General features: G+C 63.3%; 27 protein-coding genes. 12 read left to right on the forward strand and 15 right to left on the reverse strand.

The features are described from left to right. Positions 1 to 9: 9 nt before the first annotated feature. The 11 genes from atpB to glmS all read left to right on the forward strand — a co-directional run bounded on the left by atpB (position 10) and on the right by glmS (position 10826). The gene (gene atpB / locus ACUXV1_RS03115) at positions 10 to 822 is read left to right on the forward strand and encodes a F0F1 ATP synthase subunit A (RefSeq protein ID WP_043640594.1); all 813 of its coding nucleotides are present in this window, start codon (positions 10 to 12) and stop codon (positions 820 to 822) included. Between the two features lie 77 nt (positions 823 to 899). Continuing rightward, the gene (gene atpE / locus ACUXV1_RS03120; protein ID WP_019101091.1) at positions 900 to 1187 is read left to right on the forward strand and encodes a F0F1 ATP synthase subunit C; all 288 of its coding nucleotides are present in this window, start codon (positions 900 to 902) and stop codon (positions 1185 to 1187) included. A 50-nt stretch (positions 1188 to 1237) separates the two neighbouring features. After that, positions 1238 to 1708, forward strand: coding sequence for a F0F1 ATP synthase subunit B (locus ACUXV1_RS03125; RefSeq protein WP_019101090.1), 471 nt, complete (start codon positions 1238 to 1240; stop codon positions 1706 to 1708). A gap of 7 nt (positions 1709 to 1715) precedes the next feature. Beyond that, the gene (locus tag ACUXV1_RS03130) at positions 1716 to 2252 is read left to right on the forward strand and encodes a F0F1 ATP synthase subunit delta (RefSeq protein WP_043640588.1); all 537 of its coding nucleotides are present in this window, start codon (positions 1716 to 1718) and stop codon (positions 2250 to 2252) included. A gap of 8 nt (positions 2253 to 2260) precedes the next feature. After that, positions 2261 to 3805, forward strand: a complete 1545-nt coding sequence (gene atpA, locus ACUXV1_RS03135; RefSeq protein WP_019100514.1) for a F0F1 ATP synthase subunit alpha — start codon at positions 2261 to 2263, stop codon at positions 3803 to 3805. 44 nt (positions 3806 to 3849) lie between these two features. Continuing rightward, positions 3850 to 4716, forward strand: coding sequence for a F0F1 ATP synthase subunit gamma (gene atpG, locus ACUXV1_RS03140; RefSeq protein WP_043640585.1), 867 nt, complete (start codon positions 3850 to 3852; stop codon positions 4714 to 4716). Positions 4717 to 4757: 41 nt separating this feature from the next. Next, positions 4758 to 6155, forward strand: a complete 1398-nt coding sequence (atpD, locus tag ACUXV1_RS03145; protein ID WP_019103741.1) for a F0F1 ATP synthase subunit beta — start codon at positions 4758 to 4760, stop codon at positions 6153 to 6155. Positions 6156 to 6166: 11 nt separating this feature from the next. Then, positions 6167 to 6589, forward strand: coding sequence for a F0F1 ATP synthase subunit epsilon (locus ACUXV1_RS03150; protein WP_043640582.1), 423 nt, complete (start codon positions 6167 to 6169; stop codon positions 6587 to 6589). A gap of 74 nt (positions 6590 to 6663) precedes the next feature. Then, positions 6664 to 8031 (forward strand): bifunctional UDP-N-acetylglucosamine diphosphorylase/glucosamine-1-phosphate N-acetyltransferase GlmU, encoded by a 1368-nt coding sequence (gene glmU, locus ACUXV1_RS03155; RefSeq protein WP_446014676.1) that lies wholly within the window; start codon positions 6664 to 6666, stop codon positions 8029 to 8031. Positions 8032 to 8205: 174 nt separating this feature from the next. Beyond that, positions 8206 to 8997, forward strand: coding sequence for a DeoR/GlpR family DNA-binding transcription regulator (locus tag ACUXV1_RS03160; protein WP_446014675.1), 792 nt, complete (start codon positions 8206 to 8208; stop codon positions 8995 to 8997). After that, a complete protein-coding gene (glmS, locus tag ACUXV1_RS03165) occupies positions 8997 to 10826 on the forward strand; it encodes a glutamine--fructose-6-phosphate transaminase (isomerizing) (protein WP_446014674.1) in 1830 nt (609 codons plus the stop codon). Before ACUXV1_RS03160 ends, glmS begins: the two co-directional genes overlap by 1 nt. 605 nt (positions 10827 to 11431) lie before the next feature. On the opposite strand, the gene ACUXV1_RS03170 is transcribed toward glmS, so the two are convergent. The 14 genes from ACUXV1_RS03170 to ACUXV1_RS03235 form a co-directional block, all read right to left on the reverse strand. Beyond that, positions 11432 to 11635 carry a cold-shock protein gene (locus ACUXV1_RS03170; RefSeq protein WP_043634925.1) on the reverse strand — a complete coding sequence of 68 codons (204 nt, stop codon included), beginning with the start codon at positions 11633 to 11635 and terminating at the stop codon, positions 11432 to 11434. A gap of 397 nt (positions 11636 to 12032) precedes the next feature. Further along, a complete protein-coding gene (locus ACUXV1_RS03175) occupies positions 12033 to 13106 on the reverse strand; it encodes a bifunctional transcriptional activator/DNA repair enzyme AdaA (RefSeq protein ID WP_446014672.1) in 1074 nt (357 codons plus the stop codon). Continuing rightward, the gene (locus ACUXV1_RS03180) at positions 13093 to 13866 is read right to left on the reverse strand and encodes an isocitrate lyase/PEP mutase family protein (protein ID WP_446014671.1); all 774 of its coding nucleotides are present in this window, start codon (positions 13864 to 13866) and stop codon (positions 13093 to 13095) included. The genes ACUXV1_RS03175 and ACUXV1_RS03180 overlap by 14 nt, the downstream gene beginning before the upstream one ends. A gap of 104 nt (positions 13867 to 13970) precedes the next feature. Further along, positions 13971 to 14852: an isocitrate lyase/PEP mutase family protein gene (locus ACUXV1_RS03185; protein ID WP_446014670.1), complete on the reverse strand. Its 882-nt coding sequence runs from the start codon at positions 14850 to 14852 to the stop codon at positions 13971 to 13973. A 19-nt stretch (positions 14853 to 14871) separates the two neighbouring features. Next, positions 14872 to 15066 (reverse strand): hypothetical protein, encoded by a 195-nt coding sequence (locus tag ACUXV1_RS03190; protein ID WP_446014669.1) that lies wholly within the window; start codon positions 15064 to 15066, stop codon positions 14872 to 14874. Next, positions 15063 to 15452: a tautomerase family protein gene (locus tag ACUXV1_RS03195; protein ID WP_446014668.1), complete on the reverse strand. Its 390-nt coding sequence runs from the start codon at positions 15450 to 15452 to the stop codon at positions 15063 to 15065. Before ACUXV1_RS03195 ends, ACUXV1_RS03190 begins: the two co-directional genes overlap by 4 nt. Beyond that, positions 15443 to 16519 carry a cell division protein ZapE gene (zapE, locus tag ACUXV1_RS03200; protein WP_446014667.1) on the reverse strand — a complete coding sequence of 359 codons (1077 nt, stop codon included), beginning with the start codon at positions 16517 to 16519 and terminating at the stop codon, positions 15443 to 15445. Before zapE ends, ACUXV1_RS03195 begins: the two co-directional genes overlap by 10 nt. Beyond that, positions 16512 to 17144: an FMN-binding negative transcriptional regulator gene (locus tag ACUXV1_RS03205; protein ID WP_446014665.1), complete on the reverse strand. Its 633-nt coding sequence runs from the start codon at positions 17142 to 17144 to the stop codon at positions 16512 to 16514. The genes zapE and ACUXV1_RS03205 overlap by 8 nt, the downstream gene beginning before the upstream one ends. Then, entirely contained in the window at positions 17141 to 18442 is a 1302-nt protein-coding gene (locus ACUXV1_RS03210) for an NAD(P)/FAD-dependent oxidoreductase (protein WP_446014663.1), read from the reverse strand. The genes ACUXV1_RS03205 and ACUXV1_RS03210 overlap by 4 nt, the downstream gene beginning before the upstream one ends. Further along, positions 18423 to 19739: a lysine N(6)-hydroxylase/L-ornithine N(5)-oxygenase family protein gene (locus ACUXV1_RS03215; protein ID WP_446014661.1), complete on the reverse strand. Its 1317-nt coding sequence runs from the start codon at positions 19737 to 19739 to the stop codon at positions 18423 to 18425. The genes ACUXV1_RS03210 and ACUXV1_RS03215 overlap by 20 nt, the downstream gene beginning before the upstream one ends. A gap of 15 nt (positions 19740 to 19754) precedes the next feature. Continuing rightward, the gene (locus ACUXV1_RS03220; protein WP_446014660.1) at positions 19755 to 21128 is read right to left on the reverse strand and encodes a diaminobutyrate--2-oxoglutarate transaminase family protein; all 1374 of its coding nucleotides are present in this window, start codon (positions 21126 to 21128) and stop codon (positions 19755 to 19757) included. Between the two features lie 13 nt (positions 21129 to 21141). Continuing rightward, positions 21142 to 22188, reverse strand: coding sequence for an aromatic ring-hydroxylating dioxygenase subunit alpha (locus ACUXV1_RS03225; protein WP_446014659.1), 1047 nt, complete (start codon positions 22186 to 22188; stop codon positions 21142 to 21144). A gap of 23 nt (positions 22189 to 22211) precedes the next feature. Next, on the reverse strand, positions 22212 to 23738 hold the full coding sequence (locus tag ACUXV1_RS03230) for a 4-hydroxyphenylacetate 3-hydroxylase family protein (protein WP_337883266.1): 1527 nt from the start codon (positions 23736 to 23738) through the stop codon (positions 22212 to 22214). A 300-nt stretch (positions 23739 to 24038) separates the two neighbouring features. Continuing rightward, complete coding sequence (locus ACUXV1_RS03235) at positions 24039 to 24788, reverse strand: sulfite exporter TauE/SafE family protein (protein WP_043589632.1); 750 nt, start codon at positions 24786 to 24788, stop codon at positions 24039 to 24041. 302 nt (positions 24789 to 25090) lie between these two features. On the opposite strand from ACUXV1_RS03235, the gene ACUXV1_RS03240 reads away from it, so the two are divergent. Next, positions 25091 to 25432 carry an FKBP-type peptidyl-prolyl cis-trans isomerase gene (locus ACUXV1_RS03240; protein WP_043634959.1) on the forward strand — a complete coding sequence of 114 codons (342 nt, stop codon included), beginning with the start codon at positions 25091 to 25093 and terminating at the stop codon, positions 25430 to 25432. Between the two features lie 56 nt (positions 25433 to 25488). On the opposite strand, the gene pyrC is transcribed toward ACUXV1_RS03240, so the two are convergent. Then, a complete protein-coding gene (gene pyrC / locus ACUXV1_RS03245) occupies positions 25489 to 26526 on the reverse strand; it encodes a dihydroorotase (protein ID WP_043634962.1) in 1038 nt (345 codons plus the stop codon). Positions 26527 to 26631: the final 105 nt, after the last annotated feature.

Consider the following 26631-nt stretch of genomic DNA (forward strand, 5'->3'; position numbering starts at 1 on the left):
AAATGAGCGATGGCAAGCAACGCAACTGACTACATCAAGCACCACCTCACCTTCTGGAATTCGGATCCTTCCGCCGGCTTCTGGAGCCTGCACCTTGATACCTTTTCCATTTCCTTGGTTCTCGCTTTCATCTTCGCCGGCGTGTTCGCCGTCGTGGCGCGCCAGGCCAAGCTGGAGAATCCGGGCCGGCTGCAGTTGTTTGTGGAAAGCATCGTCGAGATGGTGGACAAGCAGGTGCGCGACGTATTCCATGGCCAGAGCAAGGTGATCGCTCCGTTGGCGCTGACCATTTTCTGCTGGATCTTCCTGATGAACTTCATGGACTTGCTGCCGGTGGATCTGCTGCCGTCGCTGGCCCAGTGGGTGGGTTACACCTTCTTCGGCGCCGAGCCGCATCATGTCTATTTCCGCGTTGTGCCGTCCGCCGATGTGAACGCCACTTTCGCGATGTCCTTGTCCGTGATGTTCTGCATCATCGGTTTCTCCATCAGCGCCAAGGGCGTTGGCGGCTACACCAAGGAGCTGTTCACCGCGCCGTTCCATGCCGAAGGCACCGTGGGCAAGATCTTGCTGGCCCCGGCCAACTTCCTGCTGCAGATGGTTGAACTGCTGGCCAAGCCGATTTCGTTGTCCCTGCGTTTGTTCGGCAATATGTACGCCGGCGAAATGATCTTCATCCTGATCGCGCTGCTGCCGTGGGGCTTGCAGTGGATCCTGGGCGCGCCGTGGGCGATCTTCCACATCCTGATCATCACCCTGCAGGCCTTTGTGTTCATGATGCTGACCATCGTGTACCTGAGCCTGGCGGTGGAAGCGCACTAATACCGGTTTCTTTGTTTTACCTTTGTTTCTTTAGCTTTTTTACCAACCATCCTTGATTAAGTCTTAGGAGATACACAATGGAAGCACTCGTTTCTCAGATCCAGTCCATGACCGTACTGGCCGCTGCCCTGATCATTGGCCTGGGCGCCATCGGTACTGCTCTGGGTTTTGCCATCCTGGGTGGCAAATTCCTCGAGTCCTCCGCCCGTCAACCGGAAATGATTCCGGTTCTGCAAACCAAACTGTTCATTCTGGCCGGTCTGCTGGACGCCATCTCCATGATCGGTGTTGGTATCGCCATGCTGTACACCTTCAATAACCCGTTCCTGTCCGCCGCCCTGGCCGCTCTGAAAGCCGGCGCTTAATTTTTAAGCGGAATTGGTTGTTGCAGTAATACTACTGGAGGAAAACAAGCGTGGAATTTAACGTAACACTACTGGGTCAGGCGATCACGTTCGCCATCCTGGTATGGTTCACCATGAAGTTTGTTTGGCCTCCGCTTACCAACATGATGGATGAGCGCGCCAAGCGCATCGCAGACGGCCTGGCCGCCGGCGAGCGTGGCAAGCAAGATCTGGAAGCCGCTGAAAAGCGCGTTGCGGACGAACTCCGCAAGGCTAAACAGCAAGCGACCGAAATCGTGATGGCCGCTGAAAAGCGCGCCAGCCAGATCGTGGACGAGGCCAAGGATGCCGCACGCGTTGAAGGCGCGCGCATTGTGGCCGACGCCAAGTCTGAGATCGATCAGGAAGTCCTGCGCGCCAAGGAAGCCCTGCGCGCGCAAGTGGCCGACCTGGCGGTTGCGGGTGCAGAGAAGATCCTGCGCAAAGAGATCGACTCGGCCAAGCACGCTGATCTGCTTGCCTCCATCAAAGCGGAGTTTTAATTAACTCATGGCAGAACTCATTACCGTAGCTAGGCCCTATGCCGAAGCGGTATACAGCCTCGCCACCGAGCAGCACGCCACCCAGCAATGGTCGGAATCGCTGTCGTGGCTGGCTGCCATGGTGAAGAACCCGGATTTGGAAGCCGTCATCACCAATCCGAAACATACCGCACAAGAGCTTGAGGCGCTGATGCTGGACGTTCTGGGCACGCGCGGCAATGAAGACGTAAAACGTTTTCTGGCCGCGCTGATCGAGAACAGCCGTTTGACGCTGCTGCCGCAAATCGCCGAACAGTTTGAAGTGTTCAAGGCGCAAGCGGAAGGCGTTGTGGATGCCGTGGTGGAAACGGCGTTTGCATTGAACGATGCGCAGAAGGCCGAACTGACCGACACGCTTTCCAAGAAGTACGGCAAATCCGTACGGATTGATGTGCGTGACAACCCTGACCTGATCGGCGGGGTTCGTGTGTTGGTAGGCGACGATGTCATCGACGCTTCCGTGCGCGGCAAACTGCAAGCCATGGCAGTAAGCCTCAAGAATTAGGAGAGATCATGCAGTTGAACCCCTCTGAAATCAGCGATCTGATCAAGGCGAAGATTCAGAACCTGGCCGAAGGCGCAGAAACCCGTACCAAAGGTACCGTGATTTCCGTGACCGACGGTATCGTTCGTATCCATGGCCTGGCAGACGTGATGCAGGGTGAAATGCTCGAATTCCCGGGCAACACCTTCGGCCTCGCGATGAACTTGGAGCGCGACTCTGTCGGCGCCGTGGTTCTGGGCGAGTACGAGCACATCTCGGAAGGCGACGAAGTTACTTGTACCGGTCGCATTCTGGAAGTTCCGGTGGGTCCGGAACTGATTGGCCGCGTGGTCAACGCCCTGGGTCAGCCTATCGACGGCAAGGGCCCGATTAACGCCAAGCTGTCCAGCCCGATCGAAAAGATCGCGCCGGGCGTGATTGCGCGTCAATCGGTATCCCAGCCGATGCAAACCGGCCTGAAAGCCATCGACTCGATGGTTCCGGTTGGCCGCGGTCAGCGCGAGCTGATCATCGGCGACCGCCAGACCGGCAAGACCGCGGTGGCGCTGGATGCGATCATCAACCAAAAAGGCACCGGCGTAGTGTGCATCTACGTGGCGATTGGCCAAAAAGCCTCCTCCATCGCCAACGTGGTGCGCAAGCTGGAAGAGCACGGCGCGCTGGGCCACACCATCGTGGTGGCCGCGACCGCTTCCGAAGCCGCCGCGCTGCAGTTCATCGCCCCGTACTCCGGTTGCGCGATGGGCGAATACTTCCGCGACATCGGCGAAGACGCGCTGATCGTATACGACGACCTGTCCAAGCAGGCTGTCGCCTACCGTCAGATTTCGCTGCTGCTGCGTCGTCCGCCGGGCCGCGAAGCCTACCCCGGCGACGTGTTCTATCTGCACTCCCGTCTGCTGGAACGCGCTTCCCGCATCAATGAAGACGAAGTGGCCAAGCTGACCAACGGCGAAGTGAAAGGCAAGACCGGTTCCCTGACCGCGCTGCCCATCATCGAAACCCAGGCCGGTGACGTTTCCGCCTTCGTGCCGACTAACGTGATTTCGATCACCGACGGTCAGATCTTCCTGGAAACCGACCTCTTCAACGCAGGTATCCGTCCGGCCATCAACGCCGGTATCTCGGTATCCCGCGTTGGCGGCGCCGCGCAGACCAAGGTGATCAAGAAGCTGGGCGGCGGTATCCGTCTGGCCCTGGCCCAGTACCGTGAACTGGCTGCGTTCTCGCAGTTCGCTTCCGATCTGGACGAGGCTACCCGCAAGCAACTGCAACATGGCGAAGTGGTAACCGAGCTGATGAAGCAGAAGCAGTTCATGCCGCTGGCCACCGCCGAAATGGCGTTGACCCTGTGGGCGGTGAACAAGGGCAGCTACGAAGACGTTCCGGTGAAGAAGGCCCTGGCTTTCGAAGCGGCGTTCCTCGCCTATGTGCGCGCGAACCATCACGATGTGTTGGCCGCGGTGAACGCTTCCGGCGACTTGTCCGGCGACAACGAGAAAATCCTGGCCAAGGCGATGGAATCGTTCAAGGCTGGCTTCAGCTACAACTGAGTCTTTTCGGTTAACGCAAACAGTTACTAGGAAAGGTTCAGGATATGGCAGTCGGCAAAGAGATTCTCACCAAGATCCGAAGCGTGCAAAACACGCAGAAGATCACTCGCGCAATGCAAATGGTGGCGACCTCCAAGATGCGCAAAACGCAAGAGCGTATGCGCGCTGCCCGTCCTTACGCCGAGAAGGTGCGCACAGTCATGGCGCACCTTGCTCAGGCGAACACGGATCTTGAGCACCCACTGTTGCAAAGCCGCGACGTAGTCAAACGCGCCGGCATCATCCTGATGACCTCCGACAAGGGCCTGTGCGGCGGCTTGAACGTGAATACGCTCAAGCGCTTCTTCGCCCAAGTCAAGGATCTGCAGGAGCAGGGCATCGAAGTCGATGTCTGCTGCTTGGGCCAGAAAGGCCTGGCGGCATGCCAGCGCGCGCGCCTCAACGTCGTGGCCAGCGCAACCCAGCTCGGCGATGTGCCGAAGATGGAAAAACTGATTGGCCCGCTTACGGTGCTGTTCAAGCAGTACGCCGAAGGCGAACTGGACGCGCTCTACATCGTTTACTCCCGTTTCATCAATACGATGAAGCAGGAGCCGGCGACTGAACAGCTGCTGCCGCTGACTTCGGAACACATGGTGGTGGAGCACTCGCACTCGTGGGATTACCTGTACGAGCCGAATGCGCTTTCCGTGATGGAGTTCCTGGTCAAACGCTACATCGAGTCCGTGGTGTTCGAGGCGATGGCCGAGAACATGGCCTCCGAGCAAGCTGCCCGCATGGTGGCGATGAAATCTGCCACGGATAACGCCGGTAACACGATCAAGCAACTGCGCCTGGTGTACAACAAGGCTCGTCAGGCTGCGATCACTACCGAGTTGTCTGAAATCGTGGCAGGCGCCGCAGCGGTGTAAGCCGTCGCAGACTGAAAAAGTTTAATGTTTAGGAACCGATAATGAGCCAAGGTAAAATCGTACAAATCATTGGCGCGGTGATCGACGTGGAATTCCCGCGCGACGCCATGCCAAAGGTTTATGATGCCCTGAAGCTGGTTGATGCCGACCTGACGCTCGAAGTCCAGCAGCAGCTGGGCGACGGCGTGGCGCGCACCATCGCCATGGGTAGCTCTGACGGCCTGAAGCGTGGCATGAGCGTAGTCAACACCGGCGCACCGATTTCGGTGCCGGTGGGCAGCGCCACCCTGGGCCGCATCATGGATGTCTTGGGCAACCCGGTGGACGAAGCCGGCGCGGTAGCGACCGATGTTCGCCGCGCCATCCACCAGCCCGCTCCGAAGTTTGACGAGCTCTCCCCCGCCACCGACCTGCTGGAAACCGGCATCAAGGTGATCGACCTGCTGTGCCCGTTCGCCAAGGGCGGCAAAGTGGGCCTGTTCGGCGGCGCCGGCGTGGGCAAGACCGTCAACATGATGGAACTGATCAACAACATCGCCAAGGCACACTCCGGTTTGTCCGTGTTTGCCGGCGTTGGTGAGCGCACTCGTGAAGGTAACGACTTCTATCACGAGATGAAGGACTCCAACGTTCTGGACAAAGTGGCGATGGTGTACGGCCAGATGAACGAGCCGCCGGGCAACCGTCTGCGCGTAGCGCTGACCGGTCTGACCATGGCCGAGCATTTCCGCGACGAGAAGGACGAAAGCGGCAAAGGCCGCGACGTGCTGTTCTTCGTGGACAACATCTACCGCTACACCCTGGCCGGTACCGAAGTATCCGCGCTGCTGGGCCGTATGCCTTCCGCCGTGGGCTATCAGCCGACGCTGGCGGAAGAAATGGGCCGCCTGCAGGAGCGTATTACTTCTACCCGCGATGGCTCGATTACGTCCATCCAGGCCGTATACGTACCTGCGGATGACTTGACCGACCCGTCTCCGGCGACCACCTTCGCCCACTTGGACGCTACCGTGGTTCTGTCGCGCGACATCGCTTCGCTGGGTATCTACCCGGCGGTGGATCCGCTCGACTCCACTTCGCGCCAGCTGGATCCGCTGGTGGTGGGCGACGAGCACTACACGGTTGCCCGTGGCGTGCAGTCCACCCTGCAGCGTTACAAGGAACTGCGCGACATCATCGCGATTCTGGGTATGGACGAATTGTCCGAGGAAGATAAACTGGTCGTGGCTCGCGCCCGTAAGATCCAGCGCTTCCTGTCCCAGCCGTTCCACGTGGCTGAAGTATTTACCGGCTCGCCGGGCAAATACGTGCCGCTGCGCGAAACCATCAAGGGTTTCAAGGCCATTCTCGCTGGCGAGTACGACCATCTGCCGGAACAAGCGTTCTACATGGTTGGCTCCATTGAAGAAGCTGCCGAGAAAGCCAAGACCCTTAACTAAGGAGAGGGCTGATGTCCAAGATGCGTGTGGAAGTGGTCAGCACCGAGCAAATGATCTTCTCCGGCGAAGCTGAATTCGTGGTTGCGCCGGCTACCGAAGGCGAGATCGGTGTGTATCCCCAACACGTGCCGCTCCTGACCCGTATCAAGCCCGGCGTGCTGCGTCTGAAAGTGCCGGGCAGCAGCGAAGAAGTTCTGGTGGCAGTGTCTGGCGGCATGATGGAAGTGCAGCCCAGCCTGATCACCGTGCTGGCGGATACGGCGATTCGCGGCGAGGATCTCGACGAGGCCCGCGCCAATGAGGCAAAACGCGCTGCGGAGGATTCCCTCAAGCACGCCACCGACGACCTCTCCACCGCGAAGGCGCACGCTGCTCTGGCAGTGGCCATCGCGGAGTTGAAGGCGCTGGATTTCCTCAAGAAGCGCGCCCACTGATAAGAGATGTAATCGTGTATAGTAGGCTGCCACGCAAGTGGCAGCCTTTTTCCGTTTTCGACTCGTGAAAAACCATGGATAGTCTCAGCATCGTCATTCTCGCTGCCGGCAAAGGCAAGCGCATGTATTCCTCCAAACCCAAAGTGCTGCACCCCATCGGCGGGGAGCCGATGTTGGCGCGGGTGATCCGCACCGCGCGCGCGCTGAAGCCGGCGCGCCTGATCGTGGTGTACGGCCACGGCGGGGAACAGGTGCGGGCGGCCATCCCGGACGCGGACCTGATCTGGGCGGAGCAGGCCGAACAACTGGGCACCGGCCACGCGCTGAAGATGGCTTTGCCGCATCTGCCGGCGGACGGCAAGACCATGGTGCTGTACGGCGACGTGCCGCTGACCAAGGCGGATACGCTGCGCCGCTTGTCCGATGCCGCCGGCGCGGGCATGGCGGTGCTGACCGACGTGCTGGACGACGCCAGCGGCTACGGCCGCATGGTGCGCGGCGCGGACGGCAAGCTCCAAGCCATCGTCGAGCACAAGGACTGCGCGCCGGAGCAATTGGCTATCCGTGAAATCAACACCGGCATGATGGTGCTGCCCAACGCGCGGCTGGCCGGCTGGCTCGCCGCGCTCAACAATGGCAACGCGCAGGGCGAATATTATCTGACCGACGTGCTGGCTCTGGCGGTGGCGGACGGCGTGAGCGTGGACAGCGCCAGCGTCGACGCCAGCTGGGAGGCGGCAGGCGTCAACAACAAGGTGCAATTGGCCGAGCTGGAGCGCATTCTGCAGCGTAACCAGGCGCACGCTTTGCTGGAAGCCGGCGTCACGCTGGCGGACCCGGCGCGCATCGATATCCGCGGCGAGCTCGCCCACGGCATGGATGTCAGCATCGACATCGGCTGTGTGTTCGAAGGCGTGGTGGAGTTGGGCGACCAGGTGGAAATCGGCGCGCATTGCGTGTTGAAGAACGTCAAAGTGGCCGCCGGCACCAAGATCGCGCCGTTCTCGCATCTGGAAGACGCGGTGGTGGGCGAGGGGTGCAGGATCGGGCCTTACGCCCGGCTGCGCCCCGGCGCCCAACTGGCCGGCCACGTGCATATCGGCAACTTCGTCGAAGTGAAGAAGAGCGTGATCGGCGAAGGCTCCAAGGTCAATCACCTGAGCTATATCGGCGATGCCGAGATTGGCGGCAAAGTGAATGTGGGCGCCGGCTCGGTAACCTGCAATTACGACGGCGTCAATAAATTCAAGACCGTGATTGGCGACAACGTCTTCGTCGGCTCCGGCACCCTGATGGTGGCGCCGGTGACGCTGGAATCCTACAGCACCATAGGCGCCGGCTCGGTGATCAGCCGAACCGCGCCGGCCGGAGAGCTGACAGTGGCGCGCGCGCGTCAGGTCACGGTGCCGGGCTGGAAGCGGCCTCAGAAAAAGACCGACTGATTCCATTTCCCGGCAAAGCGGCGCCCATTCTCCTGATTTGGAGGATGGGCGCCGTTTTTCATGGCGGCATTCTTGCGACAGCCCCTTGCCGCTACGCGACGGTTCCGCGCGAAAGGCTTGTCAGCGCCGAAGGTGCGCTGCTATGATCGCGAAACTTTCGAAACGAAACTTGTGATGACCAAACGAAATACTCAGCAACGCCGTCACGCCATTGCCGCCCTGGTGCAGGAACGCGGCGAAGTCAGCGTGGACGAGCTGACCAAGCGTTTCTCAACCTCCGAAGTGACCATACGCAAAGACCTGGCCCTGCTGGAAACCGGCGGGCTGCTGCTGCGCCGTTACGGCGGCGCGGTATCCTTGCCGTCGGAGATGGTGGTCGAGGAAGACGCGGAACAGGTTTCAAAACGAAAGATCGACATCGCCCGCGCCGCCGCCGAGCGCCTCCGCGACCATAACCGCGTGATCATAGACAGCGGCACCACCACCAGCGCGATGATTCCGCTATTGGGCAATAAGCGCGGCCTGGTGGTGATGACCAACTCCCTGAACGTGGCCGGCGCGCTGCGCGAGCTGGAGAACGAACCCACGCTGCTAATGACCGGCGGCACCTGGGACCCGCATTCCGAATCCTTCCAGGGCCAGGTGGCGGAACAGGTCTTGCGTTCCTATGATTTTGATCAGCTGTTCATCGGCGCCGATGGCATCGATCTTGAACGCGGCACCACCACCTTCAACGAGCTGGTGGGCCTGTCGCGCGTGATGGCCGAAGTGGCGCGCGAAGTCATCGTGATGGTGGAGTCGGAAAAGATAGGCCGGCGTATCCCCAATCTGGAATTGCCGTGGGAGCGCATTCATACCCTGGTAACCGACGACGCCTTGCCGATGGAAGCCAGAACCCAAATTCAGGCGAAGGGCATTGCGCTGATCTGCGCGTCCTCGCCCACTGATAGTTCAAGGAGAAAGTAATGTGCGGCATTGTCGGCGCCATCGCGGCGCGTAATGTGGTTCCGGTACTGGTGGACGGCCTGAAGCGGCTGGAATATCGCGGCTACGACTCCGCCGGCGTGGCGGTATTGGCCGGCGACGCCATCCGTCGCGTGCGCCGCGTCGGCCGCGTTGCGGAGATGGAAAACGCCGCGGCGGAAGAAAGCCTGCAAGGGCAGGTGGGCATCGGCCACACCCGCTGGGCCACCCACGGCGGCGTTACCGAGCCCAACGCCCACCCGCACGTGTCCTTCGGCAAAATCGCCGTGGTGCACAACGGCATCATCGAAAACCACGAAGAGCAGCGCGAGCGCCTGAAAGGCCTGGGCTACGCCTTTGAATCGCAGACGGACACCGAAGTCATCGCCCACCTAGTGCATCACTACTACCAGGCCGGCGACAGCCTGTTCGACGCCGTCAAGCGCGCCAGCCGCGAACTGACCGGCGCTTACGCCATCGGCGTGATCGCCGTGGACCGCCCGGACGAACTGGTGTGCGCGCGCATGGGCTGCCCGTTGTTGGTTGGCCTGGGAGACGGGGAAAACTTCATCGCTTCCGATGTTTCCGCCATCGTGTCCGCCACCCGCCGCGTAATTTTCCTGGAAGAGGGCGATATTGGCCGGCTGACCCGCGACGGCGTAGAGCTGCTGGACAAGGACGACCAGCCGGCGCAGCGTCCGGTGCATGTGTCCGACGTATCGCTGGCCTCGCTGGAACTGGGCCCGTACAGCCACTTCATGCAGAAGGAAATCCACGAACAGCCGAAGGCGCTGTCCGACACCATAGACGCGGTGCAGGACTACGGCTTCAATCCCGAGCTGTTCGGCGAGCGGGCCGGCGAAGTGCTGCCGCAGCTGGAAGGCGTCAAGATCCTGGCCTGCGGCACCAGCTACTACGCCGGCCTGACCGCCAAATACTGGATCGAAACCATCGCCGGCGTGCAGTGCGATGTGGAAATCGCCAGCGAATACCGCTACCGCAGCGCCTGGGCCAACCCCAATTACCTGGTGACCACTATTTCCCAGTCCGGCGAGACGCTGGACACCATGGAAGCGCTGAAATACGCCAAGGAGCTGGGCCACCGCTACGCGCTGTCGATCTGCAATGTGCGCGAATCCGCGATTCCGCGCGCCAGCGAACTGGTGTTCTTCACCCGTGCCGGCGCGGAGATTGGCGTGGCCTCCACCAAGGCCTTCACCACCCAATTGGTGGGCCTGTTCGCGCTGGCGGTGACGCTGGGCAAAGTGCGCGGCAAGGTCAGCGCCGCCGACGAGGCGCGCTACCTGGACGAATTGCGCCACCTGCCGGGCAGCGTGCAGCACGCGCTGAACCTGGAGCCGCAGATCAAGGCCTGGGCCGACAAGTTCGCCGCCAAGGACAATGCGCTGTTCCTGGGCCGCGGCCTGCATTTCCCGATTGCGCTGGAAGGCGCGCTCAAGCTGAAGGAAATCTCCTACATCCACGCCGAAGCCTACCCGGCCGGCGAGCTCAAGCACGGCCCGCTGGCGCTGGTGGACGAGGACATGCCGGTGGTGGTGATCGCCCCCAACGACGCGCTGTTGGAAAAAGTGAAATCCAATATGCAGGAAGTGCGCGCGCGCGGCGGAGAGTTGTTCGTGTTCGCCGATCTGGACAGCCATTTCAGCGAATCCGACGGCGTGCATGTGATCCGCACCCCGCGCCATGTCGGCGTGCTCAGCCCGGTGGTGCACGCCATCCCGGTGCAGATGCTGGCCTATCACGTGGCGCTGGCGCGCGGCACCGACGTTGATAAGCCGCGGAACCTGGCCAAGAGCGTGACGGTGGAGTGAGGCGGGGTTTGGCCCACGGGCTTTGATCAGTAAGAATAAAGTCTGTAACGAGGTAATGGAGCCTTTCACGACGATGACGTGATCAGCTCTTTGCCAATAATGCTAAACAAAGAGGCCCGGAAGGGCCTCTTTTCGCTTGTGCTTCCTTGTCGAAAGGGGCGGTGTAGATGGGCTGCTATTCAGCCTTAGCTGACATTCAAATCCAAGATGAACTGTGGCCTTTTACCTATTGGTAAGCGGCCTAAACTTGGGAAAGTTCAGTTCTTATTTATTAGCAAGCGTTTCTCTGGGGGTGTCGGCATGCCCGTGGTGTTCAACTCTTTCTCATTGAGCTCGGCGGACTTGCCCCCAATAAGGCCTACATATTACGGCCTGCCAAAAAATAAAACCCGCCTCAAGGCAGGTCTTATTTTTAAAATACAAAAAGCCCCATATGGGGCTTTGTCATTTAGGCGCTGTAATGCTTAGAGCCTACTTACGATCTGCTGCGCGTCGGCGATACGGCGTTGAAACCGAGCTCAAAATGCTCATGTACCACAGTACATTCCGCTTTTTCGCTCGTTTTCGCCTTGTCTCGCTTAGCTCGCGAGATCGTCAGTACGTTCTTAGAGCGGCTGAATCGCGGACGCTGCCGGGCCTTTTTGGCCCATTGCGCGGGTGTAGCTTACTTTTTGACCTTCACGCAGGGACTTGAAGCCATCCGCGCGAATTTCGGAGAAGTGAGCGAACAGATCGTCGCCGCCATTGTCCGGGGTGATAAAGCCAAAGCCTTTTGCGTCATTGAAAAATTTAACGGTACCAGTTTCCATAATGCACTCCATGTGTCAGTTAAGGACAATAAAATTATCGTATGGCATGATAATCAAGGAATAGATATGGAAACAATGAAGACCCAGTTTGATGGGCAACGAGGTATCGATAGATATGACGCTTGAAGATCCTGCCCGGACTTTTTACAGGAAAGTGGCGTAGAGGTCAACAGTAATTTTTAAAACGCTAGCAAGGCTGCCGGGGAAAACCAATTTAAGGGCCGCTAACAATGCCTTGCCGGAGCTTGGACCAAGACGAGCCGACGCAGGCAGTTGTTCGACAAGGAGGCTGAGCAGGGTCAGGGGTTTTGTTAAATGCTCATGTACCTCTTGTGTCCTCCGTTTCTCTGCTGTTTTAGCTTTGTCTCGCCCGCGCTTTGGAGACTTTGGACAGGCTCTAAGCTTCCAGTCTGGACGTCGAGTTCGCGTCCGGCCCGCGTTCGTGTTCCAGCAGCCATTGCTTGCGCGCCAGGCCGCCGCCATAGCCGGTCAGCGCGCCGTTCTTGCCCAGCACGCGGTGGCAGGGAACGATGATGGCGATGCGGTTGGCTCCATTGGCGGCGGCCACCGCGCGCACCGCGCTGGGGTGGCCTATCCGTTCCGCCAGGCTCTGGTAGCTGTGGGTGCTTCCGTAGTCCAGCACCCTCAGGCTTTGCCAAACTTCTTGCTGGAATTCACTGCCTGGCGTTTCCAGTTCCACGTCGAAGTGTCTGCGACGGCCAGCGAAGTATTCGCCAATTTCCCTCTCGGCCTGCTGGGTGTGCGCGTTCTCCCCGGCGATGATCCGCGCCTTGAGCAGGCGTTGCAGGTCTTTGAATTCGGTTTCCAGCATGCGTCGGTCGGTGAATTCCAGCAGGCACAGGCCGCGCTCCGTCGCGCAGGCCAGCATCGGGCCTAGCGGGGTGGTTAAGCGGTGCAGCAGGATGACGCGCGCGCTGTCGCTGGGGGCGCTGCCGGTCAGTTTCTTGTAGGCGTGGGCAAAACCGCTGAGCGAGTCGTAGCCACTGTCGAGCGCGACCTCGGTGGCGCTGCGGCCGCTCTTGAGTTCGCGCAGCGCGGTATTGATGCGCAGCATGCGCTGGAAGGCGTGGAAGGTGATGCCGTGGTGCTGGAGAAACCAGCGACGCAGCGCTTCCGGGCTGATGCCGCGCTGTCTGAGCTGGCCATCGCTGATCCGGTCCTTGGGGCTGGCCCGCAGCCAGGTCATGACCTGGGCCACCGCCGGCGGCGCGGCGTGGGCGTTCTCGGTGGGGCGGCAGATCTTGCAGGGGCGGAAGCCCGCGTCCAGCGCGGATTTGAAGCTGGAGTGAAACTCTACGTTTTCCCGTTTCGGCTTGCGCGCGCGGCAACTGGCGATGCAGAACACGCCGGTGGTGCGGACGGCGACGAAGAAAATGCCGTTGTATGCCTCGGCGCGTTCCAGCAGCGCCCGGTAATAGCCGTCGGCCTGTTCGGTGTCAGTGATCAGCATGGGTGAAGACGGCCTGGAAGGATTGTTGGGCGCGAATATTGTGCAGCATGTTCAGCAAGCTGCGCTGCAATTGTTCGTGGACGGCATTGCCCATGGAGAGGCGTTTGACGCCCAGCCGCGCCAGCGCGGCAAAGTCCGGCAAGGCCGGCATGCACATCACATTCAAGGGCAGCGGCACCGCTTCGACGATGGCGCGAATGTCCGTTTCTTGCACAACGCAAGGCACGAACAGGCCGTCTGCGCCGTGGGCGGCGTATAGGCGGCCGCGGGCGATGGTCTGCGCTTGCGCGTCGGATAGGCCCAGCAGGAAGGGATCGGTGCGGACATTGAGGAATAGCGTGTGGCCGGCTTGGCGCAGCGCTGTCCGCACCGCCGTCAACATGGCAGCGAATGCCGCCGCGTTCTGCAGGCTGCGCCGGCCTTGGCGCACCATGCTGTCTTCCAGGTTGACGCCGACGACGCCGAGCGCGGCCAGTTCGCTCAGATTGGCGGCGATGCGCTCGGGGCTGTCGCCGTAGCCGGCTTCCATGTCCACGCTCAAGGGCAGGCTGCTGGCGGTGCGCAGGCGGGCGACAAGCTGGCGCAATTCGGCAAAGCCGAGTTCTTCGCCATCCTCGTGGCCCAGCATGGCGGCCATCGCCGCGCTGGAGGTGCCGATGGCGGCATAGCCGGCCTGTTCGGCTAGGCGGGCGCTGACGGCGTCCCAGACATTGGCGATCAACAGCGGTTCGGCTTGGTGGTGCAGGGCGGCGAAGTCCATGTGTGTGCTCCGGTTGGAATGCGCACAGCTTAGGGGGCGCCCAAGACCGTCACAACCGAAAATCGGACGAGTATTTTGCGGGCGGCTTGCCGCCCGCAAGTGGCTCAGTCCCGCCCGGCCGCGCCGTAGCGCGCGTCTAGTTCGTCGTAGAGCGGCTTGTTGACCAGGCGCTGACGTTCGGTGAACGGGGTCACCAGTTGCGGGTCTTCCTGCAGGATGCCGTCGCGTGCCAGCGTGCCCAGCGCCCGCTGCATGCCCAGCACGGCGCCTTGCAGAGCGGCGTTGGCGTAAAGCACCAGGCCGTAGCCCAGTTCCTTCAGATCGGCGGCGCTCAGCGCCGGGGTTTTGCCGCCGATGACGATGTTCATTAGCAGGGGGCGGTCGAACAGCGCCGGCAGGCGGCGGATGTCGTCCAGTTCCCGTACCGCTTCGATGAACAGCACATCGGCGCCGGCCTCGGCGTAGCGGCCGGCGCGTTCAATGGCGGCGTCGATGCCGTCCACCGCGCAGGCGTCGGTGCGGGCGATGATCATCAGGTTTTCATCCTGGCGCGCGTCCGCCGCCGCCTGCAGTTTGCCGCACATCTCGGCGGCGCTGATCAGGTTTTGGCCGGTGAAATGGCCGCATTTCTTGGGGAGTACCTGATCTTCCAACTGGATGGCGTCGGCGCCGGCGCGTTCCAGCACGCGCACGGTGCGGCGCACATTGAGCGCGTTGCCAAAGCCGGTGTCGGCATCGACGATGAGGGGAATCGACACCGCGTCGCGGATGGCGGAAACCTGGTCCGCCACTTCTTTCAGGCCGACGAAGCCCAGGTCGGGCAGGCCCAGCTGCATATTGGTCAGGCCGGCGCCGGTCAGGTAAAGCGCGCCGAAGCCGAGGTCTTCGACGATGCGAGCGCTCAGCGCGTTGTAGGCGCCGGGCACCAGCAGGCCGGAGCGGCTTGCTATCAGGCTGCGCAGGACGTGTTTGCTGTTTTGCGTCATGTTTGCGGTTCCAGAGTGGCTAGGGGATGGGTTGGATGGTTCTGGCCGTGTCGATCAGCGGCGCGCCGTGGCGTTCCTGCGTGAACGGTGCGCGCTTGCGCTCGTTGTCGCCTTGTCTCGCATTTGCTTGAGGCTCTAGTCCCGAGGCGACGGCGACGCCGGTGGCGAAGCTGCCCAGCTTTTGGCGCAGGGCTTGCGGGTGCTGGCTCATCATACGGAGATGGCGTAGCCGAAATCGATTTCGCTGGCGGGCAGGCCGCCGCGCATGCCCCAGTTGTCCGCGGCTTCCTCGCGCAGCAGAATCAGCACCGAGGCGGGCGAGATGTCCAGCAGCGCGGCTAGGTCGGCGGCCAGCTTGGCGTAGAGTTTTTTCTTGGTCTCCGGCTTGCGGCCGGCGAAGACGGTGATCTCGATGTGCAGGTAGTCCGGGTCTCCGTCCGGCGGCAGCAGGTCTTCCTGCGCGAAGCGCTGGTAGCGCGCCTGCAGCTCTTCGTCGCTGACGCCGAACACGGCGCGCAGCGCGTCGTAGACGCAGTGAACGATGGCTTGGCGTTGGGCCGGCGTGCGAGCGGCGGCGTCTTCGATTCTGACTATTGGCATAGCGGGCTCATTTCGATGGCGGTGGCGGCGGCGAAGGAGGCGGATTGCATTTCGGCGAGCCGGCTCAGCGTGCGATGGGTATCCGCCGACAGCGTGGCGTCGCGCAGCATGGTTTCGATTGGGCGTTCGGAAATCAGCAATAAACACTGGCGGCGGTCGTAGAGCACGTCCACCAGCCAGATGAAGCGGCGCAGGCCGTCGGCCTTGTTCAACTGCGCTTGGGCGATGTCGGAGACGACGACGGTGTGCCAGCGTTCCGACATCTCCAGGTAATCCAGGTGCGAGCGCGGGCCCAGGCAGATGGTTTCGAAGTCGAACCAGATGCAGTCCGGGCTTTGCGCCCGCGCGGACAGCGGCCGGCCGGACAGCGAGACGGCGGCGGCGGGGCCGATGGTTCGGCCCTGCTCTTGCAGCAGCCGGCGCAGGGCTTGCTCGGCTTCCGCGCCGCAAGGGTGTAGATAGTGTTCGCCGGCGGCGGCTTCGCGATAGCGGTAGTCGCGGTCGCCGTCCAGGTGCAGCACCTGCATGTGGCGCTGGATCAGCGCGATGACGCGCAGCGCGTAGCGATGCAGTTGCGGGTCCGGCAGCAGTTGTTCCGGCGCGTAATTGGAGGTCAGGATCACCAGCACTCGTTCTTCCAACAGCACGGTCAGGAAGCGCTCCATCAGGATGGCGTCGGCGATGTCGTGCAGATGGAATTCGTCCAGGCAGAACAAGCGGCTTTGCGCGGCCACGCGCCGCGCCAGCGCGGGCAGGTAGTTGGCTTGCTCGCCGCCGGACTGGGCCAGGCCGCGGTGCAGGTCGCGCAGGAACTGGTGGTAATGGATGCGTTGTGCCGGCGCGGTGGACAAGGCGAACAGTCCGTCCATCAGCATGGTCTTGCCGCGGCCGGGCTCGCCCCACAGATAGGCACCGGTTTGCGGCGACGGCCGGCGCAGCGGCCAGGCGGGGGCGGTCCGCGTTTGGAGGCGCAGCGCGTCCAGCGCGTCGGCGGCGCGGCGCTGGCCGGGGTCCAGCGTGACGCCTTGATCGATGAAGCGCCGGGCCAGCTCGGAGGGTTCAGCCATGCGCGTGCTCCACGGTTGCGGAAAATCGCAGCAGCTCCTCCAGCAGCGCGCGCTCCCCGGCCTCGTCGCGGCGCAGCAGATGATCCAGCGCCGCTTGCTGGTCTTCCGGCTTTTTGTCCTGCGAGAGTTTAAAGCGGCCTTCCTCGCGCAGCACATGAACGCGCAGGCCGAGGATGTGCGGCGCGTTGGCGATGACTCGGGGATCGGCGGCCTCGTACTGGAACGGCGCCTGGGGCGGCTGCAGCCGCTCGCAAGTGTCGCTCAGCGCGCGGCGGGCCGATTCCAGGTCGTCGAGGATTTCGATCTCGGCGTCCATGTGCACCGCAATGTAATTCCAGGTGGGCAGCAAGCGGCTGCGGTAGGCCTCCGGCGGGATATAGCTTTGCGGGCCCATGAAAACCAAGCGCGCGGGAAAGCGGCCGCGGCCCTGGAATTGGGGATTGCGGCGGTCTACGTGGCCGAACAGGCTGCGGTCGGCGACGCGGAACAGCGGGATATGGCTGGCGTGCGGACGGCCCTGGTATTCACTGCTGATCAGCGCCAGCGGGTAGCGGGCGATCATCCGGTCGATCAGCTCGGGGCGGGTACAGCAGTATTCCTGATAATGGAAAGCGCATGAACTCACGGGGTAGCTTCCTTTGGCGAGCGAGGTTCGGCCGGCGTGAGCCGGGCGCGCCGGCGCCGGTCGTGGGCGATGACCGCTTCGGTCATCCACTTTAGCAGCGCGCGGCCGCGCAGCGGACGCGGATTGAACGGCAATAGGGCCGGGCCGGCGCCGATCAGTTGGCGCGCCAGGGTTCGGCCCAGCATGAAGGACAGCGCCAGGCCGCGGCCGTTGCAGCCGGTCCAGGCCAGGACGCCGTCGCCGACGCGTTGCAAGCTGGGCAGGCCGGACGGAGTAAGGCCGACTTGTCCGGCCCATAGCCGTGGAGCGGCGTCGAACTCCAGGCCGAAGACGGTGCGGACGCGCTGGCGCAAGGCGGCGGCGTATTGCTCCGTTTCGGCGTCTGGCCTCAGCGCGAACAGGCCGGTCAGCAATTGGCCTTCCGGCATTTTGCGGAAAAACCACATATCGCGGCGATTGTCGGAGAAGGGGATGTCGGCGGGCAGCACCCGCGCCTGTTGTTCCGCGCTCAGTTCGAATTGCCCGAGCGCCAGCGTCAGCGGCACGCTGTGTCGGGCGACCGCGGCTATGCCGTCGCGGCTGTAGGCGTTGCCGGCCATGAGCACGCGACCCGCGCGCAGGCTGCCGCGCGGGGTGCGGATCACGTGCATGCCGTCCCGGCTTTCCCGTTCCACCAGCTTGGCCGGACAGCGTTCCAGCAGGATCACGCCGCGTTGGCTGCAGCGTTCGGCCAGGCCGCGCGCCAGCGCCAGCGGGTCGATCTGGCCGCCGTCCTCGAACAGCAGGCCGCCGTGGTAGCCGGCGGCGGCGGTCAGGGCTTGCGCCTGTTCGGCGTCCAGCGCGCGGGCGCGCACGCCCAGCCGGCGCCAGGCCAGGGCGGAGGCCTGCGCGGAGCCGGGGGCGGAGAACAATTGCATCCAGCCTTTGCGGACCGGGCTGGCTTCCGGCAGCGCCAGCAGTTCGGCCGCGGCTTCGCTTAGGCCGGCCAGATAGCCCTCGGCCTGCGGGCCCAGCCAGGCGCGCAGCTCCGGCGGGCCGCAGCGCGCCGGCACCGGCACCACGAAACCGGAGTTGCGGCCGGTGGCGCCGCCGCCGACGGCGTCGGCCTCCAGCACCACCACCGAGCAGCCGGCCTCGGCGGCGGTCAGCGCCGCCGACAGTCCGGTGAGGCCGGCGCCTATCACCGCCAGTTCGCAACTGACCGGCAGCGCGTCGGCCTTGGCCGCCAGCAGCCGCGGAGCGCGCGCCTGCCAGCCGGTGGCGGCGCTCAGCAGAGCGTCAAGCGCGGATGCCGTCATGTCGCGATCCTTGTTCCAGCCGCGCCGCCAGGGATTGCACGATGGCTTGAGAACGCAGCGCCAGCAGGCTGAAGGAGCCGGCGTCGCCCATGCCGTGAGAGGATTCGCACAGGCCGTTCAGGTACAGCGGCGCGCCGCGGTCGGCCGCGCCTTGCAGCCGCACGCGGTAGTCCAGCGTGATGTCCACGGTGTCGCGCTCGGCGCACAGCTGCGGCGACAGCGTTTCCAGCACGCGCGGCCAGGGCTCGCGCTTGGGGCCGCGGCCCAGGTCTAGGAAGCCGGTGGCCAGCACCACCAAGTCCACGGTTTCGCTGACCGCGTCGCCGCCCAGGAAGTGGCGCAGCCGCAGGGTGACACCGTCGGCGCCGGGTTCGCAGGCCTCGGTTTCCATGCAGGTGAGCAGGGCCAGGCTGTCCTTGTCCTGTAACCGGTTGGCGTATTGTTTGACGTAGAGCTGGTTGAGCACGTCGATGTCGGCGGCCGAATAATTGGTGAATACCAGCTCCTGACGCAGCCTGTCCTTGTGTTCCGGGCTGGCGGCGAAGAAGGCGTCGACGAAGGCGGGGAAATAGACCTCGTCGGAGAAGGGGCTGGTGTCTTTCTGGCGGTAGCCGAAGTTGCGGGTAACGCCGACCACGCGCGTCAGCGCCGGCTCGGAACTGGCGTGCAGCAGGATTTCCACCGCGCTCTGGCTGCCGCCTATCACCGCCACCCTGCCGCCGCCTTTGGCTTTCAATTGTTCCAGCGCCGGCAGGTAGTGGTTGAGGTGGACCACGCGCGGGTCCGGCGCGCGCTGGAACGGTTCCGGGATGTTGGGGGTGCGGCCCGGCGCCAGCACCACGCTGAGCGCCAGGTACTCGCGGCCGTCGGCGCACAGCACGCGGTAATGGCTGAGCTCGCCGTCGCTGTCGTTGACCGGCAGGATGTCGATGACTTCACGCTGGTATTCCACCTGGTGCTGGAAGCAGCCGGCGACCCAATCGACGTATTGCGCGTACTCCAGCCGCAGCGGGTAGTGCAGCGGCAGGTTCAGGTGCTGATAGAGCCGGTTGTGCTCGTGCAGGAAGTTGGTGAAGGTGTAGCGGCTGCGCGGGTTGCGCGGAGTGACCAGGTCGCGCAGCGGGTGGTTTTGGATGTCCGAGCCTTCCAGCAGCATGCCCGGCTGCCAGGCGGCGGAGGGCCGCCGTTCCAGGAAGCGCACGGACAGCTGCGGCGCCAGTTCTTCCAGCGCGATGGCCAGTGCGATGTTGGCGGGGCCGAAGCCGATGCCGATGATGTCGTGTACGGTGTGCGTCATGCTGTCGCTCCAGGTTCAAAAGGCCATGGCGGCCGGTGCGTGCGCGGCGGCCGGGGCGGCGGGCCACAGGCGGGTCAGCGCGGTTTCAAAACGACGGACGATTTCTTCCGCGTCGTCGGCGCTGATGATCAGCGGCGGCAGCAGCCGCATCACCGCGCCGTGACGGCCGCCGCTCTCCAGGATCAGGCCGTGTTCCAGACAGGCGCGCTTGAGCGCCTTGGCCAGCAAGCCGTTGGCCGGTGGGTGGCCCAGCGCGTCCGGCGCGCCGTTGGGGTCTATCAGCTCCACGCCCAGCATCAGGCCGCGGCCGCGCACGTCGCCAATGCAGGAAAAGCGCGTTTGCAGCGCTTGCAGCTTCTGGCGCAGGAGTTGGCCCACCTCCCGCACTTGCTCCAGCATGCCGGGCTGGCGCAGGTATTCCAGCGTGGCCGCGCCGCTGACCAGGGCGATCTGGTTGCCGCGGAAGGTGCCGGCGTGGGCGCCGGGCGCCCAGCGGTCGTATTTTTGGTGGTAGGCCACCAGGGCTAGCGGGTAACCGCCGCCCACCGCCTTGGACAGGATGACGGCGTCCGGCACGATGTCGGCCCATTCATGGGCGAACATATCGCCGCTGCGGCCGAAGCCGGTTTGCACCTCGTCCATTACCAGCGGCACGTCGTGGCGCGCGGTGATTTCGCGCAGGCCGCGCAGCCAGCCGGCGCTGGCCGGGATACAGCCGCCTTCGCCCTGGATGGGTTCCACCAGCAGCATGGCCGGTTTGCCGACGCCGCTTTCCGGATCGGACAGCAGGTTTTCCAAATAGGCCAGGGACAGCCGCTCGGTCTCGGCGGCGCCTGCGCCGAAGGGGCTGCGGTAGGCATAGGGAAACGGCAGGAACTGGATTTCCGCCGGGTAGCCGCTGACCGCCTGTTTCGGCCCCAGATTGCCCATCATGCCCAGCGCGCCCATGGTCATGCCGTGGTAAGCGCCCTGGAAGGCCAGCACCGGGCGGCGGCCGGTGGCGGTCTTGAACAGCTTGAGCGCGGCTTCCACCGCGTCGGAGCCGGACGGGCCGCAGAACTGCACCTTGGCGTGTTCGGCGAAGCCGGCGGGCAGCGCCTGATATAGCTGTTCGACAAAGGCGAGCTTGGCCGGGGTGGCGATGTCCAGCGCCTGCTGCAGCTGGCCGGATTGCAGAAAAGCAGCCACCCGCTGTTGGATGAAGGGATGGTTGTGGCCCAGCGGCAGCGCGCCGGCGCAGGCCAGGCAGTCCAGGTATTCGCGGCCTTCGCTGTCGTAGACTCGGGCCAGCTCGCCACGGCTGATCACGCGGTCTATGCCGCGCGCGTAGGTGCGCGCGTTCGATTCGCGCTCGGCCAGCTGGAGGCGGCGGGGTTCAAATGCATCCATCGCTTGCTCCCTGTCAGTTCTGCAAGGCCGCGGCGCGCGGCTCGGCGTGGTTTGGCGCGTCGGCGCGCAGGCCCAGTTCCTTGATCCAGCGCCGGTATTCGATGCCCAGCCGGTCGCTGCGAACGTGCATTTCCTGCTGGATGTCCAGCGGCAGCCGCGCTGGTCGCTGCGATTCCACGATCAGCCGGTCTTGCTCGAACACCATGTCTTGGCGGTAGAGGATTTTTTCTTCGCTCAAGTCGGCGCCGAAGTTGATGGCCACGATCAGCCAGATCACGCACTCGGCCTCGTCCACCGGGGTGGCGTTGAGGAAAGTGCAGAAGCGCTCGGTGTCGCCGGTCTTCTTGACGAAGTAGGCGGTGGTGGGGTTGAACACCGAGTAGGTGTAGCGCGCGGTGACCGGGATGCCGCGGTGGTCGCCGTAGGGTTGGAACACCGATATTTCCGAGGTGCGCAGCCCGTGTTCGTCCTTGAACACCTGGTAGTCCGGCAGCGGCTCCGGCGCGTCCGGGTCGCCGTTGAGATTGGCGTGGACGAAGGGGAAGTGCGAGGCGTCGAGAAAGTTTTCCACCGAGCGCAAAGCGTTGCCCATATAGCGGTAGGGGCCGGCGAATACTTTACGGAAACTGCCATCCTCCCATTCCGGGAACACCGGCAGCGGCCGCTGCGGCGCGTCCAGGCTGGCCCAGATCAGACCGTAGCGTTCGGCCGCGTGGTGACGGAAGATCAAGCGCGCCGACGAGGGCGTGGCTTGGTCCGGGTGGGCGGGCACCCGCGTGCACTGACCGCCGGCGTCGAAGCGCCAGCCGTGGTACGGGCATTCGATCTCCCCCTTTTTGACGCAACCCAGCGACAGCTTGGCGCCGCGATGGCCGCAATAGTCCTTCCAGGCGTGGATCTGGCCGGCGCCGTCGCGCCACAGCACCAGTTCTTCGCCTAGCAGCCGCACCGCCTTGGGGCGTTCGGCGCTGACTTCTTCGGCGCGCGCCACCACGTGCCATTGGTTCTTCAAGGCTTGGTAATCCAGACCGGCGCGGTCCCATTTGCCTGCGTACAGCATGCTTGCCTCCTTTCCGGTCCGGTTCAAACGCGGTCGCGGCAAGCGCCGTCGAACTGCCAGCCCGGACGCGACCAGCCGTCCGGCGTGTAGTCGGCCATACAGTCGTCCACCAAGGCGCGGCATTGCTCCAGCACGCCGCTGCTCTCGCAGTGGCGCAGCATGTCCAGCCTCACTTGCTCGTTGTTGCCGGCGTAATTGTGCTCGTACAACTCGTGGCGTCCGCCGAACTCGCTGCCCAGCGCGTCCCACAGCAGCTTGATCAGCTTGAGACGATCCACCGCCTCCTGATCCGTGCCCTGGAAGTAGCAGCCGATCAGCTCTTTGAGCTCCGGGTTGGCCAGGTCCAGCCAACTGGACACCTGCATGATGGGCGAGCCGCCGAGTATGGTGTTGAACACCGGTTTGAGCTGGGACATCATCTGGGTGCCGAAATAGCGCACCGTGGAGGCGGCTTCCAGCCGCGGCACCACCGAGCCGTCGCGGCGCGGTTCCGGGTTGTGGCACAGCGATTCGGTCAGCGACCACATCAGGTTGCGCAGCGCCACGATGTCCGCCAACCGGGTACGCACGCCGCGGAAGCCGTCACTGCCGTTGGACTCCAGCACCTTGGCCAGCAGGCCGCAGATGAAGTCCATCTTCACCGCCAGCCGGGTGCCGGATTGCAGCGGGTAGCGGTTGAGGAAGCCGGAGGCGGAATAGAAGCTGCGCGCGCGCTCGATGTCGCGGTAGATCAGCACGTTTTCCCAGGGCACGAACACGCCGTCGAAGATCAGCACCGAGTCGTTTTCGTCGAAGCGGCTGGACAGCGGATTGTCGAATGGGCTGAGCGCCGAGGCCTCGTAGGAGCGGCGGCAGATGATTTTGAGGTTGGGCGCGTTCATCGGCAGGATGAAGCACAGCGCGAAGTCCTCCTCGCCGCCTGGTTGGTATTGAGCGGCGCTGTTCTGGGCGACGAAGGTGGCGTTGGAGATGGCGGCGCTGGTGGCCACCATCTTGGCGCCGCGCACGATGATGCCGGCGTCGGTTTCCTTCTCCACGTGCAGGTAAAGATCGCGCATCTCCGAGGCGGCGCGGGCGCGGCCCGCCGGCGGGTTCACCAGCACATGGTTGAGGAACAGCACCTTGCGCGCGCTCTGGCGATACCAGTTCAGCGCGTTGTCGTGGAAGGGCGCGTACAGGTGGGGGTCGGATTTCAGCGTGGCGGTGAAACCGGCCTTGTAGTCCGGGGTGCGGCCCATGAAGCCGTAAGTCAGCCGCGACCAGTGGGCAATGGCGTCGCGGGCCTTGAGCAAGTCCTCACAGGAGCGGCTGGGCATGAAATAGCGGTGGGTGCGATAGCCCTCCGGGTCGATGTCGGTCATCAACTCCTGGCTGTCCGGGTGGTGCAGCGCCTCGTACAGCCGCGACATCGAGTAGGCGCTGTTGCGGAAAGCCGGGTGCCGGCTGACGTCCGCCACCTTCTGGCCGTAGATGTAAACTTCGCGGCCGTCGTTGAGGCTGGCCAGATACTCTTCCGGCGTCATCATTTCGTTCAATGCAGCATGATTCACTTGGCACTCCTCATCATTGTAAGAGCAGCAAACACACTCCCGGACTGCGGGCGACAGCGGGCCCTCCCGTCAGGGATGAGAGAATCGGCGCCATGAGCGCGGCCGCGCGTGGTCGCGACCGGGGGATGGCTACAGCGGTATTGCGTAGTGGGGGTCGCTCAGCATCTGTTTACGATCGCTGCGCATTGGCGATACGGCGTTGAAAACCCCTTCGAAATGCTTGTGTACCATCTGTACATTCCGCTTTCTCAGCGGTTTTCACCTGATCTCGCCTTGGCTTGCGAGAGCGTAAACACATTCTCAGTGGCTGAAGTAACGGCCTAGCAGGACGATGCCGGAAAACAGGACGACGGTATTGATCACCCGGATGAATTGTTCACGTGTCAGCCGCAGGGTGATGTGGCGGCCGGCGAACACCCCGCACAGCATGGCCGGCGCTAGAATCAGCGCCAGCAGCAGCAGGGAGGCATCCATATAGACGCCGGCCAGCGCGAACAGCACGACCCGGGTCAGGGTGCTCAGGCCGATCAGCGTGGTTTGGGTGATGCGCAAGTGTTCTTTTTGTTCGATGCGGCCGGATAGGTAAATGGCGTAGATGAAGCCGCCGCTGCCGAACAGCGCGCTGAACACGCCGCCTACCAAGCCGAAGGGGACCGCCGCGCGTGGCTGGAATTGCCGCTTGGGACTGAGGCCGCTGAGCGAATAAAGAGAATAAGCCACCACAAACACGCCCAAAGCCAGCAGCAGCGCGTCCGGCCGTGTTTTCAGCAAGATGGCGGCGCCGATCAGGCTGCCGGCCACCATGAGCGGAATCAGGCGTTTCAGTTCGCCCAGGTCCGCCTTGCGGCCGTCGCGCAGGATATTGCTGAAGGCGGCGAACATGTCCATCAGCGCCAGCAACGGCACGATCTTGGATACCGGGATGAAAATGGCCAGCACCGGGCTGGCGACCAGGGCGGTGCCAAAACCGGCCACGCCGAAAATCACGTAAGCAATGGTGACCGCCGCAAAGATGGCGCTCAGGTCTTGCCATGGCAAATCCAGCAACATAGGGGTTTCTCCTGGCCCGCCGGTCACGCGTACCCATGGGGGGTGAACCGACGGCTCCTGCTATTTCTCTGACGGCTATTTTGTATTGGATCAGCCGTTCTCAAGTGTTTGCATCCTACTGATTTGCCATGATGTATGTCAAATGGGAATGTTTGTTATTGTAGTATTTGAATTGCATTTAATGATTAATATATTTGTAGAAAAAGTTTTACGCGCGACAACGGCGCTAGTCGGCGAGCCGGACTCGCCGCGACGGGGAGAGTCCGCTATCATCCGCGGCGGATGAAAGGCGAGGAAGCAAGATGAGCGATGAACTGCAAATCACCGATTTGGTGGAAGGCGCAGGCAAGGAGGTGGTCAAGGGCGCCTTGATCACCACGCAGTACACCGGTTGGCTGGAAGACGGCACCGAGTTCGATTCGTCCCACGCGAAAGGAAGGCCGTTCCAGTGCGTGATCGGCACGGGCCGCGTGATCAAAGGCTGGGACCAAGGGTTGATGGGCATGAAGGTGGGCGGCAAGCGCCGGCTGTACGTGCCGGCGCGCTTGGCTTACGGCGAGCGTCAGATCGGCGCTCACATCAAGCCCAATTCCAATCTCTTGTTCGAGATCGAGCTGCTGGAAGTGCTGACCCGCGATGATTGAGGCGGCATGGCGAACAACACACCGGCGCTGGGGCCAGGTGTTGTTCGCCATGGTTCTTAGTCCAGCAGTTTCCAGGCCATGCTTTCCCCGGCGCGCAGCGGCACCAGCGCGTCGCCGTCGTAGGGCAACGTGTCCGGCACCGTCCATGCTTGCTTGGCCAGGGTCACGCGCTCTTTGTTGGCCGGCAGACGGTAGAAGGCCGGGCCGTTGAGGCTGGCGAAGGCTTCCAGCTTGTCCAGCGCGCCCGCTGCTTCGAAGGCCTCGGCGTACAGCTCGATGGCGGCGTTGGCGGTGTACATGCCGGCGCAGCCGCAGCTGCTCTCCTTGGCGTGGCGCGCGTGCGGCGCGCTGTCGGTGCCGAGGAAGAACTTGGCGGAGCCGCTGGTGGCGGCCTTGAGCAGCGCCTGGCGGTGCAGCTCGCGCTTGAGTACCGGGAGGCAGTAATGATGCGGGCGGATGCCGCCGACGAACAGCGCATTGCGGTTCATCAGCAGGTGGTGGGCGGTGATGGTGGCGGCGACGTTGTCCGGCGCGGCGGCCACGTATTCGGCGGCGTCGCGGGTGGTGATGTGCTCGAACACCACGCGCAGCGAGGGCAGTTTGGCCAGCAAGGGTTGGAACACCTGTTCGATGAAGGCCGCCTCGCGGTCGAACACGTCGATGGCCGGGTCGGTGACTTCGCCGTGAACCAGCAGCGGCAGGCCGGTTTCGGCCATGGTTTCCAGCGCCGGCATGGCTTTGTTGACGTCGGACACGCCGAAGTCCGAATTCGTGGTGGCGCCGGCCGGGTAGAGCTTGACCGCGTGGACGAAGCCGCTGGCCTTGGCCTTGCGGATTTCCGCCGGCGAGGTGTTGTCGGTCAGGTACAGCGTCATCAGCGGCTCGAAGCGGCTGCCGGCCGGGCGCGCGGCCAGGATGCGCTCGCGGTAGGCGGCCGCGGCGTCCACGGTGGTCACCGGCGGCTTGAGATTGGGCATGATGATGGCGCGGCCCATCTGGCGACAGGTGTCGGGTAATACGGCGGCCAGCGCCGCGCCGTCGCGCAGGTGAAGATGCCAGTCATCGGGGCGGATCAGGGTCAGGGTTTGCGTCATGGTCTTGCCTGCGGGTAGCGATGAAAAAGGCGGCGGCCAAAAAGAACCGGTTTACAAGCTGCTGCGTGTCGTGAAACGAGGCACGGTGAGCAGGTTTTCAGAATG

Source organism: Chromobacterium sp. W521 (assembly GCF_052805975.1).